This window comes from Pantoea sp. ME81 (assembly GCF_903970985.1).
Lineage (GTDB): Bacteria > Pseudomonadota > Gammaproteobacteria > Enterobacterales > Enterobacteriaceae > Pantoea > Pantoea communis.
In genome coordinates this window covers 22,516-38,653 of the sequence record NZ_CAJCKS010000003.1, presented here as the reverse complement: position 1 = coordinate 38,653, position 16,138 = coordinate 22,516, and the positions used below count along the sequence as shown (strand labels likewise).

Here is a 16,138-nt window from a genome sequence, read left to right as displayed (position 1 = left end):
TGGGGGAGGGACAGCGCGTACCGTCTTGATGAGATCCCGCGCGCCTGTTCCCTCACCCTAACCCTCTGCCAAAAGGGAGAGGGGATTTTTAGTCCACATGCAGGTCCTCACTATGTCCGAGCAGTTTCTCTATTTCATTCAGCAGATGTTCAACGGGGTCACCCTCGGGAGCACTTACGCGCTGATCGCCATTGGTTACACCATGGTTTACGGCATCATCGGCATGATCAACTTCGCCCATGGCGAGGTGTATATGATCGGCAGTTATGTCTCCTTTATTGTGATTGCCGCCCTGATGATGATGGGTATCGATACCACGTGGCTGATGATTGCCGCCGGGTTCGTGATGGCGGTGATCATCTCCAGCGCCTACGGCTGGAGCATTGAGCGCGTGGCGTATAAACCCGTGCGCTCCTCTAAGCGCTTAATCGCGCTGATTTCGGCTATTGGGATGTCGATCTTTCTGCAGAACTACGTCAGTCTGACGCAAGGTTCGCGCGATCTGGCGTTGCCAAGCCTGATTACCGGCCAGTGGACGCTGGGCGAGAGCAACGGCTTTGCTGCCACGCTCTCCACCATGCAGCTGGTGATTTGGGTCGTGACCTTCCTCACGATGCTGGCCCTGACGCTGTTTATTCGTTATTCACGTATGGGCCGCGCCTGCCGCGCCTGTGCGGAAGACCTGAAAATGGCCAGTCTGCTGGGAATTAACACTGACCGCGTGATTTCACTGACCTTCATTATTGGTGCGGCGATGGCGGCGGTGGCGGGCGTGCTGCTCGGCCAGTTCTACGGCTCCATTAACCCGTTCATCGGCTTTATGGCCGGGATGAAGGCGTTTACCGCTGCGGTATTAGGCGGCATCGGCAGTATTCCTGGCGCGATGATTGGTGGTCTGGTGCTCGGTATCGCTGAAGCGCTGACCTCGGCGTATCTGTCGACCGAATACAAAGATGTAGTGTCATTCGCACTGCTGATTGTGGTGCTGCTGGTGATGCCTACCGGCATTCTGGGCCGCCCGGAGGTAGAGAAAGTATGAAACGCCTCGGTCTGGTCAATGCCGTGATTTCAACGGTGATGTTACTGATTCTCGCCACTTTCTTTATGGGCGTCCGTCTTGATCTTGATGGCACCAAACTGGTGGTGGCTAACGCTGGCGCGGCGCGCTGGAACTGGATTTTCACCGGCTGTGCGGTGGTTTTTGTCTTCCAGCTGCTGCGCCCGCTGTTCCATGGAAAGTTCAAACGCAGCGGTAAAGGCTTTGTGCTGCCGGGCTTCGATGGTTCGACGCCAAAGCAAAAGCTGGTGATGGCGCTGTTGATTGTTGCTGCGGTGCTGTGGCCGTTTCTGGTGTCGCGCGGCAGTGTCGATATCGCCACATTAACGCTGATCTACGTGATGCTCGGTCTCGGCCTCAACGTGGTGGTCGGCCTGTCTGGTTTGCTGGTGCTGGGCTACGGTGGTTTCTATGCCATCGGCGCTTACACCTTTGCGCTGCTCAATCACTATTACGGTTTTGGTTTCTGGGAAAGCCTGCCGCTGGCGGGGATTGTCGCCGGTGCGTTTGGCCTGATGCTCGGCTTCCCGGTACTGCGCCTGCGCGGTGACTATCTGGCGATTGTGACGCTCGGCTTCGGTGAGATCGTGCGTATTCTGCTGCTCAACAGCACCTCTATTACCGGCGGTCCAAACGGTATCGCGCAGATTCCTAAACCAAGCCTGTTTGGCATTGAGTTTGGACGTCGTGTCAGTGAAGGCGGCTGGACCACTTTCCATGAGCTGACGGGCCTGCAGTACGATCCGAATCATCGTGTAATCTTCCTCTATCTGGTGGCGCTGCTGCTGGTGGTGCTGACCTTGTTCGTGATTAACCGTTTGCTGCGTATGCCATTGGGTCGCGCGTGGGAAGCGCTGCGTGAAGATGAGATCGCCTGTCGTTCATTGGGGCTCAGCCCAACACGCATCAAGCTGACCGCTTTCACCATCAGCGCCGTGTTCGCCGGTTTTGCTGGCACGCTGTTTGCCGCACGTCAGGGTTTTGTTAGCCCGGAATCCTTCACCTTCGTCGAATCAGCCTTTGTGCTGGCGATTGTGGTACTGGGCGGCATGGGTTCGCAGTTTGCGGTGATCCTCGCGGCCGTGCTGCTGGTGGTGTCGCGCGAATTGATGCGTGATCTGAACGAGTACAGCATGCTGGTGTTGGGTGGTTTGATGGTGCTGATGATGATTTGGCGTCCGCAAGGATTGTTGCCGATGAAGCGTCCACACCTGAAGTTGAAAAGCAGTAAACAAGGAGAGCAGGCATGAGTCAGCCTTTGTTAGCCGTTGAAGGCTTGATGATGCGCTTTGGCGGGCTGTTGGCCGTCAACAATGTGGCGCTGGAACTGCATCCCCAGGAAATCGTGTCACTGATCGGGCCAAACGGTGCCGGTAAAACCACGGTGTTCAACTGCCTGACCGGTTTTTACAAGCCGACCGGCGGTACCATCAAACTGCGCGATCAGGAGTTGCAGGGCCAGCCGGGCCAGAAGATTGCGCGTATGGGCATCGTGCGTACTTTCCAGCACGTGCGACTATTCCGTGAGATGACGGTGATTGAAAACCTGCTGGTCGCGCAGCATCAGCACCTGAAAAGTGGCGTGTTCTCCGGCCTGTTCAAAACCCCGGCGTTCCGTCGCGGGGAGAGTGAAGCGCTGGATCGTGCTGCCACCTGGCTGGATCGCATCGGCCTGCTGGAGCTGGCCAATCGCCAGGCGGGCAACCTCGCTTACGGCCAGCAGCGTCGTCTGGAGATTGCGCGCTGCATGGTGACGCGTCCGGAAATCCTGATGCTGGATGAGCCTGCCGCAGGACTTAACCCACGCGAAACCCACGAACTGGACGAACTGATTGCCGAACTGCGCGGTGAGCATAAGGTCTCGGTGCTGTTAATCGAACACGATATGAAGCTGGTGATGGGCATTTCTGACCGCATTTATGTGGTGAACCAGGGCACACCGCTGGCTAACGGTACGCCGGAAGAAGTGCGTAACAATCCGGATGTGATCCGTGCTTATTTAGGTGAGGCGTAATATGGCAAACCCAATTTTAACGTTGCAAGGGGTGAGTGCCCATTACGGCCCAATTCAGGCACTGCACAACATTAACCTGCACATCAGTCAGGGTGAAATTGTCACCCTGATTGGGGCTAACGGCGCAGGTAAAACCACGTTGCTCGGCACCCTGTGCGGTGAACCGCGTGCCACCAGTGGCACTATTATCTTCGACGGCAAAGAGATCACCGACTGGCAAACCGCCAAAATCATGCGTGAAGCGATTGCGATTGTGCCGGAAGGCCGCCGCGTGTTTTCCCGGATGACGGTGGAAGAGAACCTGGCGATGGGCGGTTTCTTTGCCACGCGCCAGCAGTATCAGGAGCGCATTGAGCGGGTTTATCAGCTGTTCCCGCGTCTGGCTGAACGTAAAGTGCAGCGCGCGGGCACCATGTCCGGTGGTGAACAGCAGATGCTGGCGATCGGTCGTGCGCTAATGAGTCAGCCGCGTTTGCTGTTACTCGACGAACCTTCTTTAGGTTTAGCGCCGATTATTATTCAGCAGATTTTCGATACGATTGAACAGTTGCGTAAAGAGGGCATGACCATTTTCCTGGTGGAGCAAAACGCCAACCAGGCGCTGAAGCTCGCCGATCGCGGCTACGTGCTGGAGAACGGTCATGTGGTGCTGGAAGACAGTGGTGAAGCGTTGCTGTCCAACGAAGCGGTACGCAGCGCTTACCTCGGCGCCTGACCTGGCTTACTTGCCAGCTTGCGGTTGGGCAGTGCTCGCCATCCTCACGTACTAAGAGTACGTTCCGGTGGCTGCGCCGCCGACGGTCTGACTGCAACGCTGGCGGTCTAAACAGTGGCTCAAGTTTGAGATAACTTGTGCCACTTTAAACTTTCTAATACGCGCAATCTCCGTCACATTCCCGTCATAAACCTGTTATTAATCCGTCATTTCCCCGTGTCATGTTACTTCGCGAACAAAAAAATGCGTGATATCGCGCGTACCTAACAGCACAGGAAAAAACTTATGTCCGCTTTTACGCTTCGTCCCCGCCTGATGAGTGTTTTGCTTGGTCTGGCGCTCAGTGGTAACGCGCTGGCTGCCACTGACATTCCTTTCTGGCACTCAATGGAAGGCGAGTTAGGCAAAGAAGTCGATTCTCTGGCACAACGTTTTAACCAGGCTCACCCAGAATATAAAATCGTACCGACTTACAAAGGTAACTACGAGCAGAGCCTGGCAGCGGGTATCGCTGCTGTGCGTACCGGTAAAGCACCGGCGATTCTGCAGGTTTACGAAGTGGGTACGGCGACCATGATGGCTTCAAAAGCTATCGTGCCTGTGCATGACGTGTTCAAAGACGCGGGCGTGCAGATGGATCCAAAACAGTTCGTGCCAGCGGTTGCAGGTTATTACAGCGACAGCAATGGCCAGCTGATCTCTCAGCCGTTCAACAGCTCAACCCCAGTGCTGTACTACAACAAAGATGCCTTCAAGAAAGCCGGTCTGAACCCAGACCAGCCGCCTAAAACCTGGCAGGAACTGGCAAAAGACGCCGACGCACTGCGTAAAGCGGGCATGACTTGTGGTTACGCCAGCGGCTGGCAGGGTTGGATTCAAATCGAAAACTTCAGCGCCTGGCATGCACTGCCGGTTGCCACCAAAAACAACGGCTTTGACGGTACCGACGCGGTATTGGAATTCAACAAGCCGGTTCAGGTGCGCCACATCCAGATGCTGGAAGACATGAACAAGAAGGGTGATTTCACCTACTTCGGTCGTAAAGATGAATCCACCGCGAAGTTCTACAACGGCGATTGCGGCATCACCACGGCTTCTTCCGGCTCTCTGGCGGATATCAAGCATTACGCTAAGTTCAACTTCGGCGTCGGCATGATGCCTTATGACTCAACTGTGCCTAACGCACCGCAGAACGCCATCATCGGCGGCGCGAGCCTGTGGGTGATGAAAGGCAAAGATGCCGACACCTACAAGGGCGTAGCAGAGTTCATGAAGTTCCTGGCTCAGCCAGAAATCGCCGCAGAATGGCACCAGAAGACCGGTTACCTGCCAATCACCACTGCTGCATATGAGCTGACCAAGCAACAGGGCTTCTATGACAAGAACCCAGGCGCAGACATCGCCACGCGTCAGATGCTGAACAAAGATCCACTGCCGTTCACCAAAGGCATGCGTCTGGGCAACATGCCACAGATTCGTACCATTGTGGACGAAGAGCTGGAAGGCGTGTGGACGGGCAAACAGGCTCCACAGGCTGCACTGGATAACGCTGTGAAGCGCGGAAACGAACTGCTGCGTCGTTTTGAACAGCAAGTGAAGTAATTCCGTTGTCTCGGGGCTGGCGCATGGCGTCAGCCCCGATTTCTCTTTTGGCGAGTCTGCTATGTCCTCATCACGCCCCGTTTTTCGCTCCCGTTTTTTGCCCTATTTGCTGGTGGCACCACAGCTGGTCATTACTGCTATTTTCTTCCTGTGGCCGGCCGGTGAAGCGCTGTGGTATTCGCTGCAAAGTATCGATCCCTTTGGTATTTCCAGCACCTTCGTCGGGCTGGATAACTTCAAACGCCTGTTCAGCGACAGCTATTACCTGGATTCTTTCTGGACCACCATCGAATTCAGCGCACTGGTTACGGTGTGCGGCATGACCTTCTCGCTGCTGCTGGCGGCGCTGGTCGACTACGTGGTGCGTCTGAAAAAACTGTACCAAACGCTATTGCTGCTGCCTTACGCCGTTGCACCGGTGGTCGCTGCCGTGCTGTGGATGTTCCTGTTCAACCCTGGCCTCGGCCTGTTCAGCCATCTGCTGAACCAGATTGGCTATAACTGGAACTACGCGCAAAACAGCGGTCAGGCGATGTTCCTGATCGTGCTGGCATCCATCTGGCAGCAGATGAGCTACAACTTCCTGTTCTTCTTTGCCGCACTGCAGTCGATCCCCAAATCGCTGGTGGAAGCGGCGGCGATTGACGGTGCTGGACCGGTGCGCCGTTTCTTCAATCTGTCACTGCCGCTGATCACCCCGGTGAGTTTCTTCCTGCTGGTGGTCAACCTGGTGTATGCCTTCTTCGACACCTTCCCGGTGATCGATGCCGCGACCGGCGGCGGTCCGGTGCAGGCCACTACCACGCTGATCTACAAAATTTATCGCGAAGGCTTTACCGGTCTGGATCTCTCATCCTCTGCCGCGCAATCCGTGGTGCTGATGCTGCTGGTGATTGGCCTGACGATCCTGCAATTCCGCTTTGTCGAGCGTAAGGTGCAATACCAATGATTGAGAATCGACGCGGGCTGGACATCTTCAGCCATACCCTGCTGGTGCTCGGTGTCCTGACCATTCTGTTCCCGCTGTACGTGGCGATAGTCGCCGCCACGCTGGATAACGAAGCGGTGTATCAGGTGCCGATGACCTTAGTGCCCGGCACCCATCTGTGGGACAACATTTCGCGCATCTGGACCCAGGGCGTCAACGGCAGTGGCCCGGCATTCGGCATGATGATGATGAACAGCCTCATCATGGCGTTGGGCATTACCGTGGGAAAAATCGCGGTGTCGATGCTTTCCGCGTTTGCACTGGTGTGGTTCCGCTTCCCGTTGCGCTCACTGTTCTTCTGGCTGATCTTCATTACGCTGATGCTGCCGGTAGAAGTGCGTATCTTCCCGACGGTAGAAGTGATTTCAAACCTGCACATGCTCGACAGCTACAGTGGCTTAACCCTGCCGCTCATGGCTTCAGCAACGGCAACTTTCCTGTTCCGCCAGTTCTTTATGTCGCTGCCGGATGAGCTGATTGAAGCGGCGCGTATTGATGGTGCCAGCCCGATGCGCTTCTTCTGGGATATCGTTTTACCGCTGTCAAAGACCAACCTTGCCGCACTGTTCGTGATCACCTTTATCTACGGCTGGAACCAGTATCTGTGGCCGCTGTTGATCATCAACGATCCCAGTCTCAGCACCGCGGTCGCCGGGGTGAAAAGTATGATCAACACCAGCGGTGGGCCGACGCAGTGGAACGAAGTGATGGCGGCAATGTTATTAACCCTGATCCCACCGGTGGTGGTGGTACTCGTGATGCAACGTGCCTTTGTGCGTGGCCTGGTGGAGAGTGATAAATAAATGGCAGGCGTAACCCTTCAGACCGTCACCAAATCGTATGACGGCAAAAATCAGATCATTCAGCCACTGAATATCACCATCAACGATGGCGAATTTATGGTGATGGTGGGCCCTTCCGGCTGCGGCAAGTCGACGCTGCTGCGCATGGTGGCTGGCCTGGAACGTGTGACTTCCGGCGATATCTACATCGACGACAAACGCGTCACTAACATGGAACCGAAAGATCGTGGCATCGCCATGGTGTTCCAGAACTATGCGCTTTATCCGCACATGACCGTGGGTGAGAATATGGCCTATGGCCTGAAAATTCGCGGCATGGGTAAAGAGCAGATCGATCAACGCGTAATGGAAGCCGCGCGCAGTCTGGAACTGGATCACCTGCTGTCACGTCGTCCGCGTGAGCTTTCCGGTGGACAGCGCCAGCGTGTGGCAATGGGCCGCGCCATCGTGCGTGAACCAGCGGTGTTCCTGTTCGATGAGCCATTGTCGAACCTGGATGCGCGCCTGCGTGTGCAGATGCGTCTTGAGCTGCAACAACTGCACCGTCGCCTGAAAACCACCAGTCTGTATGTGACGCACGATCAGGTAGAAGCCATGACGTTGGCACAGCGCGTGATGGTGATGAACAAAGGTGTGGTCGAGCAAGTGGGCACGCCAGTTGAAGTGTATGAGCGCCCGGCGAGCCAGTTTGTGGCGTCGTTTATCGGTGCGCCGGCAATGAACCTGCTGCCAGGCCAAATCAACAGCGACGGCACGCGCTTTACGCTCGATGCGCTTAATAGCTTGCCATTGGGCGAGAGCAAAGCGAAGTGGGCGAATCGTCCCCTTACGTTGGGCATCCGTCCTGAGCATCTGGTGCTCAGCTCGCAAGCAGCGGGCGGCATTCCATTAGTGGTCGATACGCTGGAGATGCTGGGTGCGGATAATCTCGCGCACGGCCGCATCGGTAATACCCGTCTGGTGGTGCGTTTGCCGCACAGTGAACGTCCGCAATCGGGCAGCACCTTATGGCTGCAACTGCCGCCAGATGCGTTACACTTCTTCGATTCAACCCATGGAAAGCGTCTGGAATGAGTGTAGAAAATTGGCCATACCCACAGATCGTCGCCCATCGCGGCGGCGGTAAACTGGCACCGGAAAATACGCTGGCGGCGATAGATGTCGGTGCGCAGTACGGTCATACCATGATCGAGTTTGATGCCAAGCTGTCGGATGATAAACAGGTATTCCTGCTGCATGACGATACGCTGGATCGCACCAGCAACGGCTGGGGTGTGGCGGGCGATCTCTCATGGAGTAAGCTATCGCAGCTGGATGCGGGCAGTTGGTACAGCCGTGAGTATGAAGGCGAGCCGCTGGCGCTGCTGCGTGACGTGGCCGATCGCTGCCGCCAGCATCAGATGATGGCGAACGTTGAGATCAAGCCGACCACCGGCAAAGAGGTGGAAACCGGACGCGATGTGGCGTTGGCCGCGCGAGAACTGTGGCAGGGGCAAACGGCGCCGCTGCTCTCTTCCTTCTCTTATGAAGCATTGGAAGCAGCGATGCAGGCGGCGCCTGAATTGCCACGCGGATTATTGCTGGATGAGTGGCACGATGACTGGCAGGCGCTGACGAGTGCACTGGGTTGCGTCTCCATCCATCTGAACCATAAATTATTGGATGCCGAACGCACCACGCAGCTGAAAGCCGCCGGATTGCATATTTTGGTGTACACGGTGAATCAGCCCGCGCGAGCGCGCGAGCTGCTGAACTGGGGCGTCGATGCCATCTGTACTGACCGCATCGACATTATCGGTCCCGACTTCCGTTAATTCTGGTTTTGTTGCTGGCCCGGCTGTTGCTGAATCATGCGCTGCTGGGCGCTATCCCTTCGCTCCTGCATTTTCCGCTGTAATTCCTGATTCTGCTGCTGCTGATCCTGACGCAGTTTTTGCTGCTGCTGCTGTTGCTGAACCTGCATCTGCGTTTGCATCCGCTGCTGGCTCGGGTTATAGCCGGGTTTAAAAGGCTCATTCGTATTGTTGAGCATGTTCGCCATGCCGCTCAGTGGCAGCAATGCGGCAATCACAATTAGCCATTTTTTCATGGTCTTCCTCCATTAATGCAGCCTGCTGTGTGTGGTTACCGATGATCTGGCAACCAAGGCTGCTGTCATAAGTTTATGCGATGTCACAAAGTCCTGAACCAGGAGTGCGCCGAATTTGGCTTACTGCTACGCTTTTTATCGTGTTTGCAAACACTTGCATCAAAAAATAACAAATGTAAATAACCGCAAAGGAAGATCGCAAATGAGACTAAAGGGCAGCGTGCGCCAGGTTGGCTGGGCATTATTGATGAGTTTTACCGTGGTACAGGGGGCGTTTGCTGCGCCCGCCAGCGCGCCACCGGTGTCATACGGCGTGGACAGTGACACCTTCCATCCGGTGAAGGCGCAGCACGGTATGGTGGCGTCGGTGGATGCGATAGCCACCCAGGTGGGCGTCGATATTCTGAAGCAGGGCGGTAATGCCGTGGATGCGGCCGTTGCAGTGGGCTTCGCATTAGCCGTCACTCATCCACAAGCCGGTAATCTCGGCGGTGGTGGCTTTATGATGCTGCGTACCGCCTCGGGACGCACCACGGCGATCGATTTTCGTGAAATGGCGCCGGCGCGTGCCTCACGCGATATGTTCCTCGATAAGCAGGGTAATGCTGACCCTAAACTGTCGCTCACGTCCCATTTAGCCTCGGGCACACCGGGCACTGTTGCTGGTTTTGCGCTGGCGGCACAAAAATACGGTACGCTGCCGCTGAGTAAACTGCTGGCACCGGCGATTAAACTGGCGCGTGAGGGCATCATCGTTAACGATGCGCTGGCGGACGATTTGGCGACCTACGGCAAAGAGACGTTGATCAATCACGACAACAGCCGGGCGATTTTCTACAAGGCAGACGGCAAGCCGTATCAAAAAGGTGAGCGTCTGGTGCAAAAAAACCTCGCGCACAGCCTGCAACTGATTGCTCAACAAGGGCCGGATGCGTTCTACAAAGGCAACATTGCCGATGAGATCGCTGGAGAAATGGCACAGCATGGCGGATTGATTGGCAAACCGGATCTGGCCGCCTATCGCGCGGTAGAGCGTAAACCGGTCAGCGGCACCTATCGCGGCTATGAAGTGTTCTCAATGCCGCCACCGTCTTCAGGTGGGATTCACATCGTGCAGATCCTGAATATCCTCGAAAACTTTGATCTGGCGAAGTGGGGCTTTGGCAGTGCGGACGCTATGCAGGTGATGGCGGAAGCGGAAAAATACGCTTATGCCGACCGCTCGGAATACCTTGGCGATCCTGATTTCGTCAAAGTGCCGCAGCAGGCGTTGACCAGCAAAGCCTACGCCAAAACCCTGGCGCAGCAGATTGACGTCAACAAAGCGCGTCCTTCCAGCGAAATCAAACCGGGTAAGCTTGAGCCGTACGAAAGTAATCAAACCACCCACTTCTCGGTGGTGGATAAAGACGGTAATGCGGTCGCCGTGACCTACACGCTGAACACCTATTTCGGTAGCGGCATTGTCGCCGGGCAGAGCGGTATCCTGATGAACAACGAAATGGATGACTTCTCCGCTAAGCCGGGCACACCAAACGTGTATGGTTTAGTGGGCGGCGAGGCGAATGCGGTGCAACCGGCTAAACGTCCATTGTCATCGATGTCACCGACTATCATTGCCAAAGACGGCAAAACCTGGCTGGTGACGGGCAGCCCTGGTGGCAGCCGTATCATCACCACCGTACTGCAAATGGTGGTGAACAGCATCGATTTTGGTATGAACGTAGCGGAAGCGACCAATGCGCCGCGTTTCCACCATCAGTGGTTACCGGATCAGCTACGCGTGGAGAAAGGCTTTAGCCCGGATACGCTGCGTTTGCTGGAAGCTAAAGGTCAGCATGTAAAAGTGATGCCCGCGATGGGCAGCACGCAGAGCATTATGATTGGGCCGGACGGCATGCGTTACGGTGCTTCGGATCCGCGCTCGGTGGATGATTTGAGTGCCGGTTATTAATTTAGCGTAATAAAGTGCGCCGCTACCGCCTCAGTACGAGTTGTAGCGGCGCGATTCATCGCGCAAGTTATTTCAATCGCGCCATGTAATGCGTATCAATCATCTCGCCGTCGCGCATGGCAAAACGCTTCGCTGTCCCTTCGATCTCAAAGCCAAACTTCTGATAAAGACCCATCGCTTTATGATTATCAGCGAACACGGTTAACTCGATTCGTGTCACTTGTAGCCAGTTGTCACACAGGTCAATCATCGCAGCCATCAGCGCCGAGCCTACGCCGCGACGGTGAAAGGCGGGATCAACGCCCATGCCAAAGGTAGCGGCATGGCGACGTCGTGCGACAGATTGCACTTCTAGCGTGATTTGCCCAGCCAGTTGATCGTCAATCATTGCCACTAGCATATGCACACCCGGACGTGGATTGCTAAGGCGTTCCTGCCATAGCGTGGGTGACTGGTGTGGCAGTTGCAATGTATTCGCCTGGGTCTCCGGTTGGCTGTAGAGACGTGTTAGTGCAGCAGCATCTTCTGGGATTACGTGGCGAATGACGATCTGACTCATAAAGCGACTCCTTGTGCAAAGTGAATAAAATCCCCTTTAACATCAAGGAATTCTCGCGAGTCGTCAATCGAAAATAATTCTCAAAAGGGGTTTACAGACGCGAATGATAATGATTATTATTGTCATGCGGACCGGGAACGTCTCCTGACTACCGGGTAAGCACGACATTGCTCACATTGCTTCCAGTGTTTCTTAGCCAGCTCGGGTGCTGGCTTTTTTTTTGCCTGCTATTTGCCTCTTTCATCCTCATTGTCCGATCACCACTAAAACGTTCAGCATTTTTGAACAGAGGCGTGAAGTTTTTCAGCTATCAATCAATCTCTCTCAGGCACACACTGTAAAAAACATTGAGGAGAATTGAACATGATCTACGTACGCAAAGCAGAAGAACGCGGTCACGCCAATCACGGTTGGCTCGATAGCTGGCACACCTTTTCTTTCGCCGACTATTACGATGCCAACTTTATGGGCTTCTCGGCCTTACGCGTTATCAATGAAGACGTGATTGATGGCGGCCAGGGTTTTGGTACCCATCCGCATAAAGATATGGAGATCCTGACCTATGTGTTGTCTGGCACCGTGGAACATCAAGACAGCATGGGCAACAAAGAGCAGATCCCGGCAGGTGAGTTCCAGATCATGAGCGCCGGTACTGGCGTGCGCCATTCAGAGTACAACGCCAGTGATAAAGATCCGCTGCATCTGTATCAGATCTGGATCATTCCAGAGCGCAAAGGCATTGAGCCACGCTATGCGCAGCGCCGCTTCGAGGATGTGAAAGGTCGCCAGTTTGTCCTGTCCCCGGATGAGCGTGAAGGATCGCTGAAAGTGTTCCAGGACATGACCTTGTCGCGCTGGGTGCTTGCTAAGGGCGAAGCCGACGCGGTGACTGTCGAAGCGGGTCGTCGTGTGTGGATTCAGGTGGTAAAAGGTCTGGTGAGCGTGAATGGCGAACAGGTCGGTACCAGTGATGCGCTGGCGATCTGGGATGAAAGCGCGCTGACCATCAACGCTGACAGCGATGCAGAGATTCTGCTGTTTGATCTGCCGCCGGTGTAACAGCCTGTCAATAAATCTTGCAAGGTTGCCTTTATGGCGACCTTGCATTGTTTGCTGACTTTTCGTTGGGTGCGTACCGATGTGCACAAAATCAGAGCGGGAATTCATGGTTTTCCGCAAAGCCTGAAATTGACAAAAAAATGATAGACTCATCGTATCTCTGACCTCAGGCGCATACGATGAAGAAGAAAAGGCCGGTACTACAGGACGTTGCCGATCGCGTCGGCATCACAAAAATGACCGTCAGTCGCTACCTGCGAAACCCCGATCAGGTCTCTGCGGCGCTGCGCGATAAGATCGCCGTCGCACTGGATGAACTCGGTTATATCCCCAATCGTGCCCCCGATATGCTCTCTAATGCGACCAGTCGCGCTATCGGCGTACTGTTGCCCTCGCTCACCAACCAGGTGTTCGCCGATGTGTTACGCGGTATTGAAACCGTGACGGATGAGGCCGGTTATCAAACGCTGGTGGCGCACTTTGGCTATAACGCTGATAAAGAGGAACTACAGCTGCGTTCGTTACTGGGCTGGAACATCGATGGCGTTATCCTGACCGAACGCACCCACACGCCCGGCACGCTGCGTATGCTGGAAGTGGCCGGCATTCCGGTGATTGAGATGATGGATTCGGTGACGCCGTGCCTCGATATGGCGGTGGGCTTCGATAACGTCGAAGCGGCGCGCCAGATGACGCATGCTATTCTGAAAAAAGGCCACCGCCACACCGTTTATCTTGGCGCGCGTCTGGATGAACGTACTCTGCAAAAACAGCAGGGCTACGAAAAGGCAATGCGTGAAGCCGGGCTCACCCCGCACAGTGTGATGATGGAAGATGCTTCCTCCTTCAGTGCCGGCGCGCAGCTGCTGCGTGAGGCGCAGAAACGCTATCCCGAAACCGACAGCCTGTTTTGTACTAACGATGACCTGGCGGTCGGCGCGATGTTTGAGTGCCAGCGTCAGGGGTTAAACGTACCTGCGCAAATGGCGATTGCCGGATTCCACGGCCACGATATTACGCAAGTGGTCACGCCGCGCCTGGCCACGGTGCTGACCCCGCGTGAGCGCATGGGACGCGAATCGGCTGCGATGCTGCTGGCGCGCATCGGCGGCGACCGCAGCGTGATCGAGCCGCTGGATGTCGGGTTTGAAATTGCAGAAGGTGGCAGCATCTGATTTTGGCGATTATTTGAGTCAGTTCACACTTTCGTGCTTTTCCACCTAACAAGGGTTGCCAGTCCCGCAGTGGGCTCCGACAATGATAATCAAATTTGTTATCGGTAACATTGGCAGTCAACCTGCCGGAGCGCAAAACCATGACCACGCCATCTCCATCGCACCACGTCTTTATCCTGATGGGCGTTTCCGGCAGCGGAAAGTCTGCCGTCGCTAATCAGGTTTCTCATCAGTTGAGCACGGCATTTCTGGATGGCGATTTCCTGCATCCGCGTAGCAACATCATGAAAATGGCCGACGGTCATCCGCTGGATGATAACGATCGCCAGCCGTGGCTGCAGGCGCTGAATGATGCCGCCTTCGCCATGCAGCGCACCCAGGCTATTTCGATTATCGTCTGCTCTGCGCTGAAAAAGTCCTACCGCGACATCCTGCGACAGGGCAACCAAAACCTGAAATTCATCTATCTGAAGGGCGATTTCGAAACCATCGAATCGCGTCTGAAAGCACGTAAAGGTCACTTCTTTAAGCCGCAGATGCTGGTGACGCAGTTTGAGACCTTGCAAGAGCCTGGGGCTGACGAGCCCGATGTACTGGTGGTTGATATCAATCATTCACTGGATGAAGTCGTTGCGGCCACGGTTGCGACCATTGAGGAAGCAACCAACAAGGGTTAGTAATGAGTACCGCAACGCTGGTGTTAACCGCAGCAGGCTCCGTCCTGCTGCTGCTGTTTTTGGTGATGAAAGCGCGTATGCACGCCTTTGTCGCCCTGATGTTAGTCTCAATTGGTGCCGGTCTGTTCTCTGGCATGCCACTGGATAAAATTGCTGACACCATGCAAAAAGGCATGGGTGGCACACTCGGATTTCTCGCCATCGTGGTGGCATTGGGCGCGATGTTCGGCAAAATCCTGCATGAAACCGGCGCAGTCGATCAAATCGCTATCCGCATGCTGAAGGCCTTTGGTGAAAACCGGGCGCACTACGCGATGGGGATTGCCGGACTGATCTGCGCGCTGCCGCTGTTCTTTGAAGTAGCGGTGGTCTTGCTGATCAGCATCGCCTTTGCCGTGGCGCGTCGTACCCATGGCAACTTAGTGAAGCTGGTCATTCCACTGTTTGCTGGTGTGGCGGCCTCTGCGGCGTTTCTGCTGCCGGGTCCGGCCCCGATGCTGCTGGCTTCCCAGATGCACGCGGACTTTGGCTGGATGATCCTGCTGGGCCTGTGTGCAGCGATTCCCGGTATGCTCATTGCGGGTCCGCTGTTTGGCAATTTTATTGCCCGCCATGTCAGTTTCAGTGCGCCGCCGGAAGATCATCAGCCAGAAGTGGAAGAGGGTAAGCTGCCGTCGTTTGGCTTCAGCCTGGCACTGATCCTGTTCCCGCTGCTGCTGGTGGGCCTGAAAACCATCGGGGCGCGCTTCACCACACCGGATTCACGTCTCTACGAGTGGCTGGAGTTTATAGGCCATCCGTTTACGGCGATCCTGCTGGCGTGTCTGGTAGCGATTTACGGTCTGGCCTATCGCCAGGGAATGGACAAAGAGAAGGTGATGCAGGTGTGCGGCAGTGCGCTGCAACCGGCAGGCATTATTCTGCTGGTGATCGGTGCGGGCGGTGTGTTCAAGCAGGTGCTGGTGGATTCTGGCGTCGGCCCGGTATTGGGGCACGCGCTCACTGGCGCCGGGATGCCGATTGCGCTGGCGTGCTTCATCCTTTCCGGTGCGATCCGTGTGATTCAGGGATCGGCGACCGTGGCCTGTCTGACGACCGTGGGCCTGGTGATGCCGGTGATTGAACCGCTGCACTACAGCGGCGCGCAGTTGGCGGCGCTGTCGATCTGCATCGGGGGTGGCTCCATCATTATTAGTCACGTCAACGATGCCGGTTTCTGGCTGTTTGGCCGCTTCACCGGTGCAACGGAAGGTGAAACGCTGAAAACCTGGACGCTGATGGAAACCATTCTGGGTACCACCGGTGCCATTGTCGGGATGATCGCGTTCACTCTGCTGTCGTAAGAATTTTTAGGTGCGCCGCAATGGGCACCCTATAAAATTCACCTATCCGCACGGCAGGTTGCCATTGATGGCGACCTGACCGAATAGCACAGCCGATTGGTCG

16 protein-coding genes are annotated in these 16,138 nt (G+C 55.5%); 14 read left to right on the top strand and 2 right to left on the bottom strand.

The features are described 5' to 3' along the window. Window positions 1-112: 112 nt before the first annotated feature. The 9 genes from livH (at window position 113) to ugpQ (ending at window position 8,993) form a co-directional block, all read left to right on the top strand. Window positions 113-1,039, top strand: coding sequence for a high-affinity branched-chain amino acid ABC transporter permease LivH (gene livH, locus H7A81_RS01065; RefSeq protein ID WP_166933945.1), 927 nt, complete (start codon window positions 113-115; stop codon window positions 1,037-1,039). Continuing rightward, window positions 1,036-2,307 carry a high-affinity branched-chain amino acid ABC transporter permease LivM gene (locus H7A81_RS01060; RefSeq protein ID WP_182056463.1) on the top strand — a complete coding sequence of 424 codons (1,272 nt, stop codon included), beginning with the start codon at window positions 1,036-1,038 and terminating at the stop codon, window positions 2,305-2,307. The genes livH and H7A81_RS01060 overlap by 4 nt, the downstream gene beginning before the upstream one ends. Next, window positions 2,304-3,071, top strand: coding sequence for a high-affinity branched-chain amino acid ABC transporter ATP-binding protein LivG (livG, locus tag H7A81_RS01055; RefSeq protein ID WP_034827032.1), 768 nt, complete (start codon window positions 2,304-2,306; stop codon window positions 3,069-3,071). The genes H7A81_RS01060 and livG overlap by 4 nt, the downstream gene beginning before the upstream one ends. Before the next feature lies 1 nt (window position 3,072). Further along, complete coding sequence (livF, locus tag H7A81_RS01050; protein WP_034827030.1) at window positions 3,073-3,786, top strand: high-affinity branched-chain amino acid ABC transporter ATP-binding protein LivF; 714 nt, start codon at window positions 3,073-3,075, stop codon at window positions 3,784-3,786. A 285-nt stretch (window positions 3,787-4,071) separates the two neighbouring features. Then, window positions 4,072-5,388, top strand: a complete 1,317-nt coding sequence (gene ugpB / locus H7A81_RS01045; RefSeq protein WP_034827028.1) for a sn-glycerol-3-phosphate ABC transporter substrate-binding protein UgpB — start codon at window positions 4,072-4,074, stop codon at window positions 5,386-5,388. Between the two features lie 61 nt (window positions 5,389-5,449). Beyond that, window positions 5,450-6,337 carry a sn-glycerol-3-phosphate ABC transporter permease UgpA gene (ugpA, locus tag H7A81_RS01040; RefSeq protein WP_034827026.1) on the top strand — a complete coding sequence of 296 codons (888 nt, stop codon included), beginning with the start codon at window positions 5,450-5,452 and terminating at the stop codon, window positions 6,335-6,337. Then, window positions 6,334-7,179, top strand: a complete 846-nt coding sequence (gene ugpE / locus H7A81_RS01035) for a sn-glycerol-3-phosphate ABC transporter permease UgpE (protein WP_182056462.1) — start codon at window positions 6,334-6,336, stop codon at window positions 7,177-7,179. Before ugpA ends, ugpE begins: the two co-directional genes overlap by 4 nt. After that, a complete protein-coding gene (locus H7A81_RS01030) occupies window positions 7,180-8,253 on the top strand; it encodes a sn-glycerol-3-phosphate import ATP-binding protein UgpC (protein WP_058960051.1) in 1,074 nt (357 codons plus the stop codon). It begins immediately after the preceding gene. Beyond that, window positions 8,250-8,993, top strand: coding sequence for a glycerophosphodiester phosphodiesterase (gene ugpQ / locus H7A81_RS01025; protein ID WP_160868401.1), 744 nt, complete (start codon window positions 8,250-8,252; stop codon window positions 8,991-8,993). Before H7A81_RS01030 ends, ugpQ begins: the two co-directional genes overlap by 4 nt. Here the strand turns inward: ugpQ and H7A81_RS01020 are convergent. Then, the gene (locus tag H7A81_RS01020; RefSeq protein WP_058960053.1) at window positions 8,990-9,268 is read right to left on the bottom strand and encodes a DUF2756 domain-containing protein; all 279 of its coding nucleotides are present in this window, start codon (window positions 9,266-9,268) and stop codon (window positions 8,990-8,992) included. The two genes, ugpQ and H7A81_RS01020, sit on opposite strands and share 4 nt — an antisense overlap. Before the next feature lie 202 nt (window positions 9,269-9,470). Here H7A81_RS01020 and ggt point away from each other — a divergent pair, with 202 nt between their 5' ends. After that, window positions 9,471-11,222 (top strand): gamma-glutamyltransferase, encoded by a 1,752-nt coding sequence (ggt, locus tag H7A81_RS01015; RefSeq protein WP_182056460.1) that lies wholly within the window; start codon window positions 9,471-9,473, stop codon window positions 11,220-11,222. 67 nt (window positions 11,223-11,289) lie between these two features. On the opposite strand, the gene H7A81_RS01010 is transcribed toward ggt, so the two are convergent. Further along, a complete protein-coding gene (locus H7A81_RS01010; RefSeq protein WP_058960055.1) occupies window positions 11,290-11,781 on the bottom strand; it encodes a GNAT family N-acetyltransferase in 492 nt (163 codons plus the stop codon). Window positions 11,782-12,144: 363 nt separating this feature from the next. Between H7A81_RS01010 and H7A81_RS01005 the strand changes: the two genes are divergently transcribed. The 4 genes from H7A81_RS01005 (at window position 12,145) to gntU (ending at window position 16,035) form a co-directional block, all read left to right on the top strand. Further along, a complete protein-coding gene (locus H7A81_RS01005) occupies window positions 12,145-12,840 on the top strand; it encodes a pirin family protein (RefSeq protein ID WP_182056458.1) in 696 nt (231 codons plus the stop codon). Between the two features lie 179 nt (window positions 12,841-13,019). After that, window positions 13,020-14,015, top strand: coding sequence for a gluconate operon transcriptional repressor GntR (gene gntR, locus H7A81_RS01000; RefSeq protein WP_182056456.1), 996 nt, complete (start codon window positions 13,020-13,022; stop codon window positions 14,013-14,015). Between the two features lie 140 nt (window positions 14,016-14,155). Continuing rightward, on the top strand, window positions 14,156-14,692 hold the full coding sequence (gene gntK, locus H7A81_RS00995; protein ID WP_034826988.1) for a gluconokinase: 537 nt from the start codon (window positions 14,156-14,158) through the stop codon (window positions 14,690-14,692). Between the two features lie 2 nt (window positions 14,693-14,694). Beyond that, entirely contained in the window at window positions 14,695-16,035 is a 1,341-nt protein-coding gene (gntU, locus tag H7A81_RS00990) for a gluconate transporter (protein ID WP_034826986.1), read from the top strand. Window positions 16,036-16,138: the final 103 nt, after the last annotated feature.

Excerpts from the sequence above, each read along its gene's own strand:
- livH (WP_166933945.1), top strand. The coding sequence starts at position 113 with ATGTCCGAGCAGTTTCTCTATTTCATTCAGCAGATGTTCAACGGGGTC.
- H7A81_RS01060 (WP_182056463.1), top strand. The coding sequence starts at position 1,036 with ATGAAACGCCTCGGTCTGGTCAATGCCGTGATTTCAACGGTGATGTTA.
- livG (WP_034827032.1), top strand. The coding sequence starts at position 2,304 with ATGAGTCAGCCTTTGTTAGCCGTTGAAGGCTTGATGATGCGCTTTGGC.
- livF (WP_034827030.1), top strand. The coding sequence starts at position 3,073 with ATGGCAAACCCAATTTTAACGTTGCAAGGGGTGAGTGCCCATTACGGC.
- ugpB (WP_034827028.1), top strand. The coding sequence starts at position 4,072 with ATGTCCGCTTTTACGCTTCGTCCCCGCCTGATGAGTGTTTTGCTTGGT.
- ugpA (WP_034827026.1), top strand. The coding sequence starts at position 5,450 with ATGTCCTCATCACGCCCCGTTTTTCGCTCCCGTTTTTTGCCCTATTTG.
- ugpE (WP_182056462.1), top strand. The coding sequence starts at position 6,334 with ATGATTGAGAATCGACGCGGGCTGGACATCTTCAGCCATACCCTGCTG.
- H7A81_RS01030 (WP_058960051.1), top strand. The coding sequence starts at position 7,180 with ATGGCAGGCGTAACCCTTCAGACCGTCACCAAATCGTATGACGGCAAA.
- ugpQ (WP_160868401.1), top strand. The coding sequence starts at position 8,250 with ATGAGTGTAGAAAATTGGCCATACCCACAGATCGTCGCCCATCGCGGC.
- H7A81_RS01020 (WP_058960053.1), bottom strand. The coding sequence starts at position 9,268 with ATGAAAAAATGGCTAATTGTGATTGCCGCATTGCTGCCACTGAGCGGC.
- ggt (WP_182056460.1), top strand. The coding sequence starts at position 9,471 with ATGAGACTAAAGGGCAGCGTGCGCCAGGTTGGCTGGGCATTATTGATG.
- H7A81_RS01010 (WP_058960055.1), bottom strand. The coding sequence starts at position 11,781 with ATGAGTCAGATCGTCATTCGCCACGTAATCCCAGAAGATGCTGCTGCA.
- H7A81_RS01005 (WP_182056458.1), top strand. The coding sequence starts at position 12,145 with ATGATCTACGTACGCAAAGCAGAAGAACGCGGTCACGCCAATCACGGT.
- gntR (WP_182056456.1), top strand. The coding sequence starts at position 13,020 with ATGAAGAAGAAAAGGCCGGTACTACAGGACGTTGCCGATCGCGTCGGC.
- gntK (WP_034826988.1), top strand. The coding sequence starts at position 14,156 with ATGACCACGCCATCTCCATCGCACCACGTCTTTATCCTGATGGGCGTT.
- gntU (WP_034826986.1), top strand. The coding sequence starts at position 14,695 with ATGAGTACCGCAACGCTGGTGTTAACCGCAGCAGGCTCCGTCCTGCTG.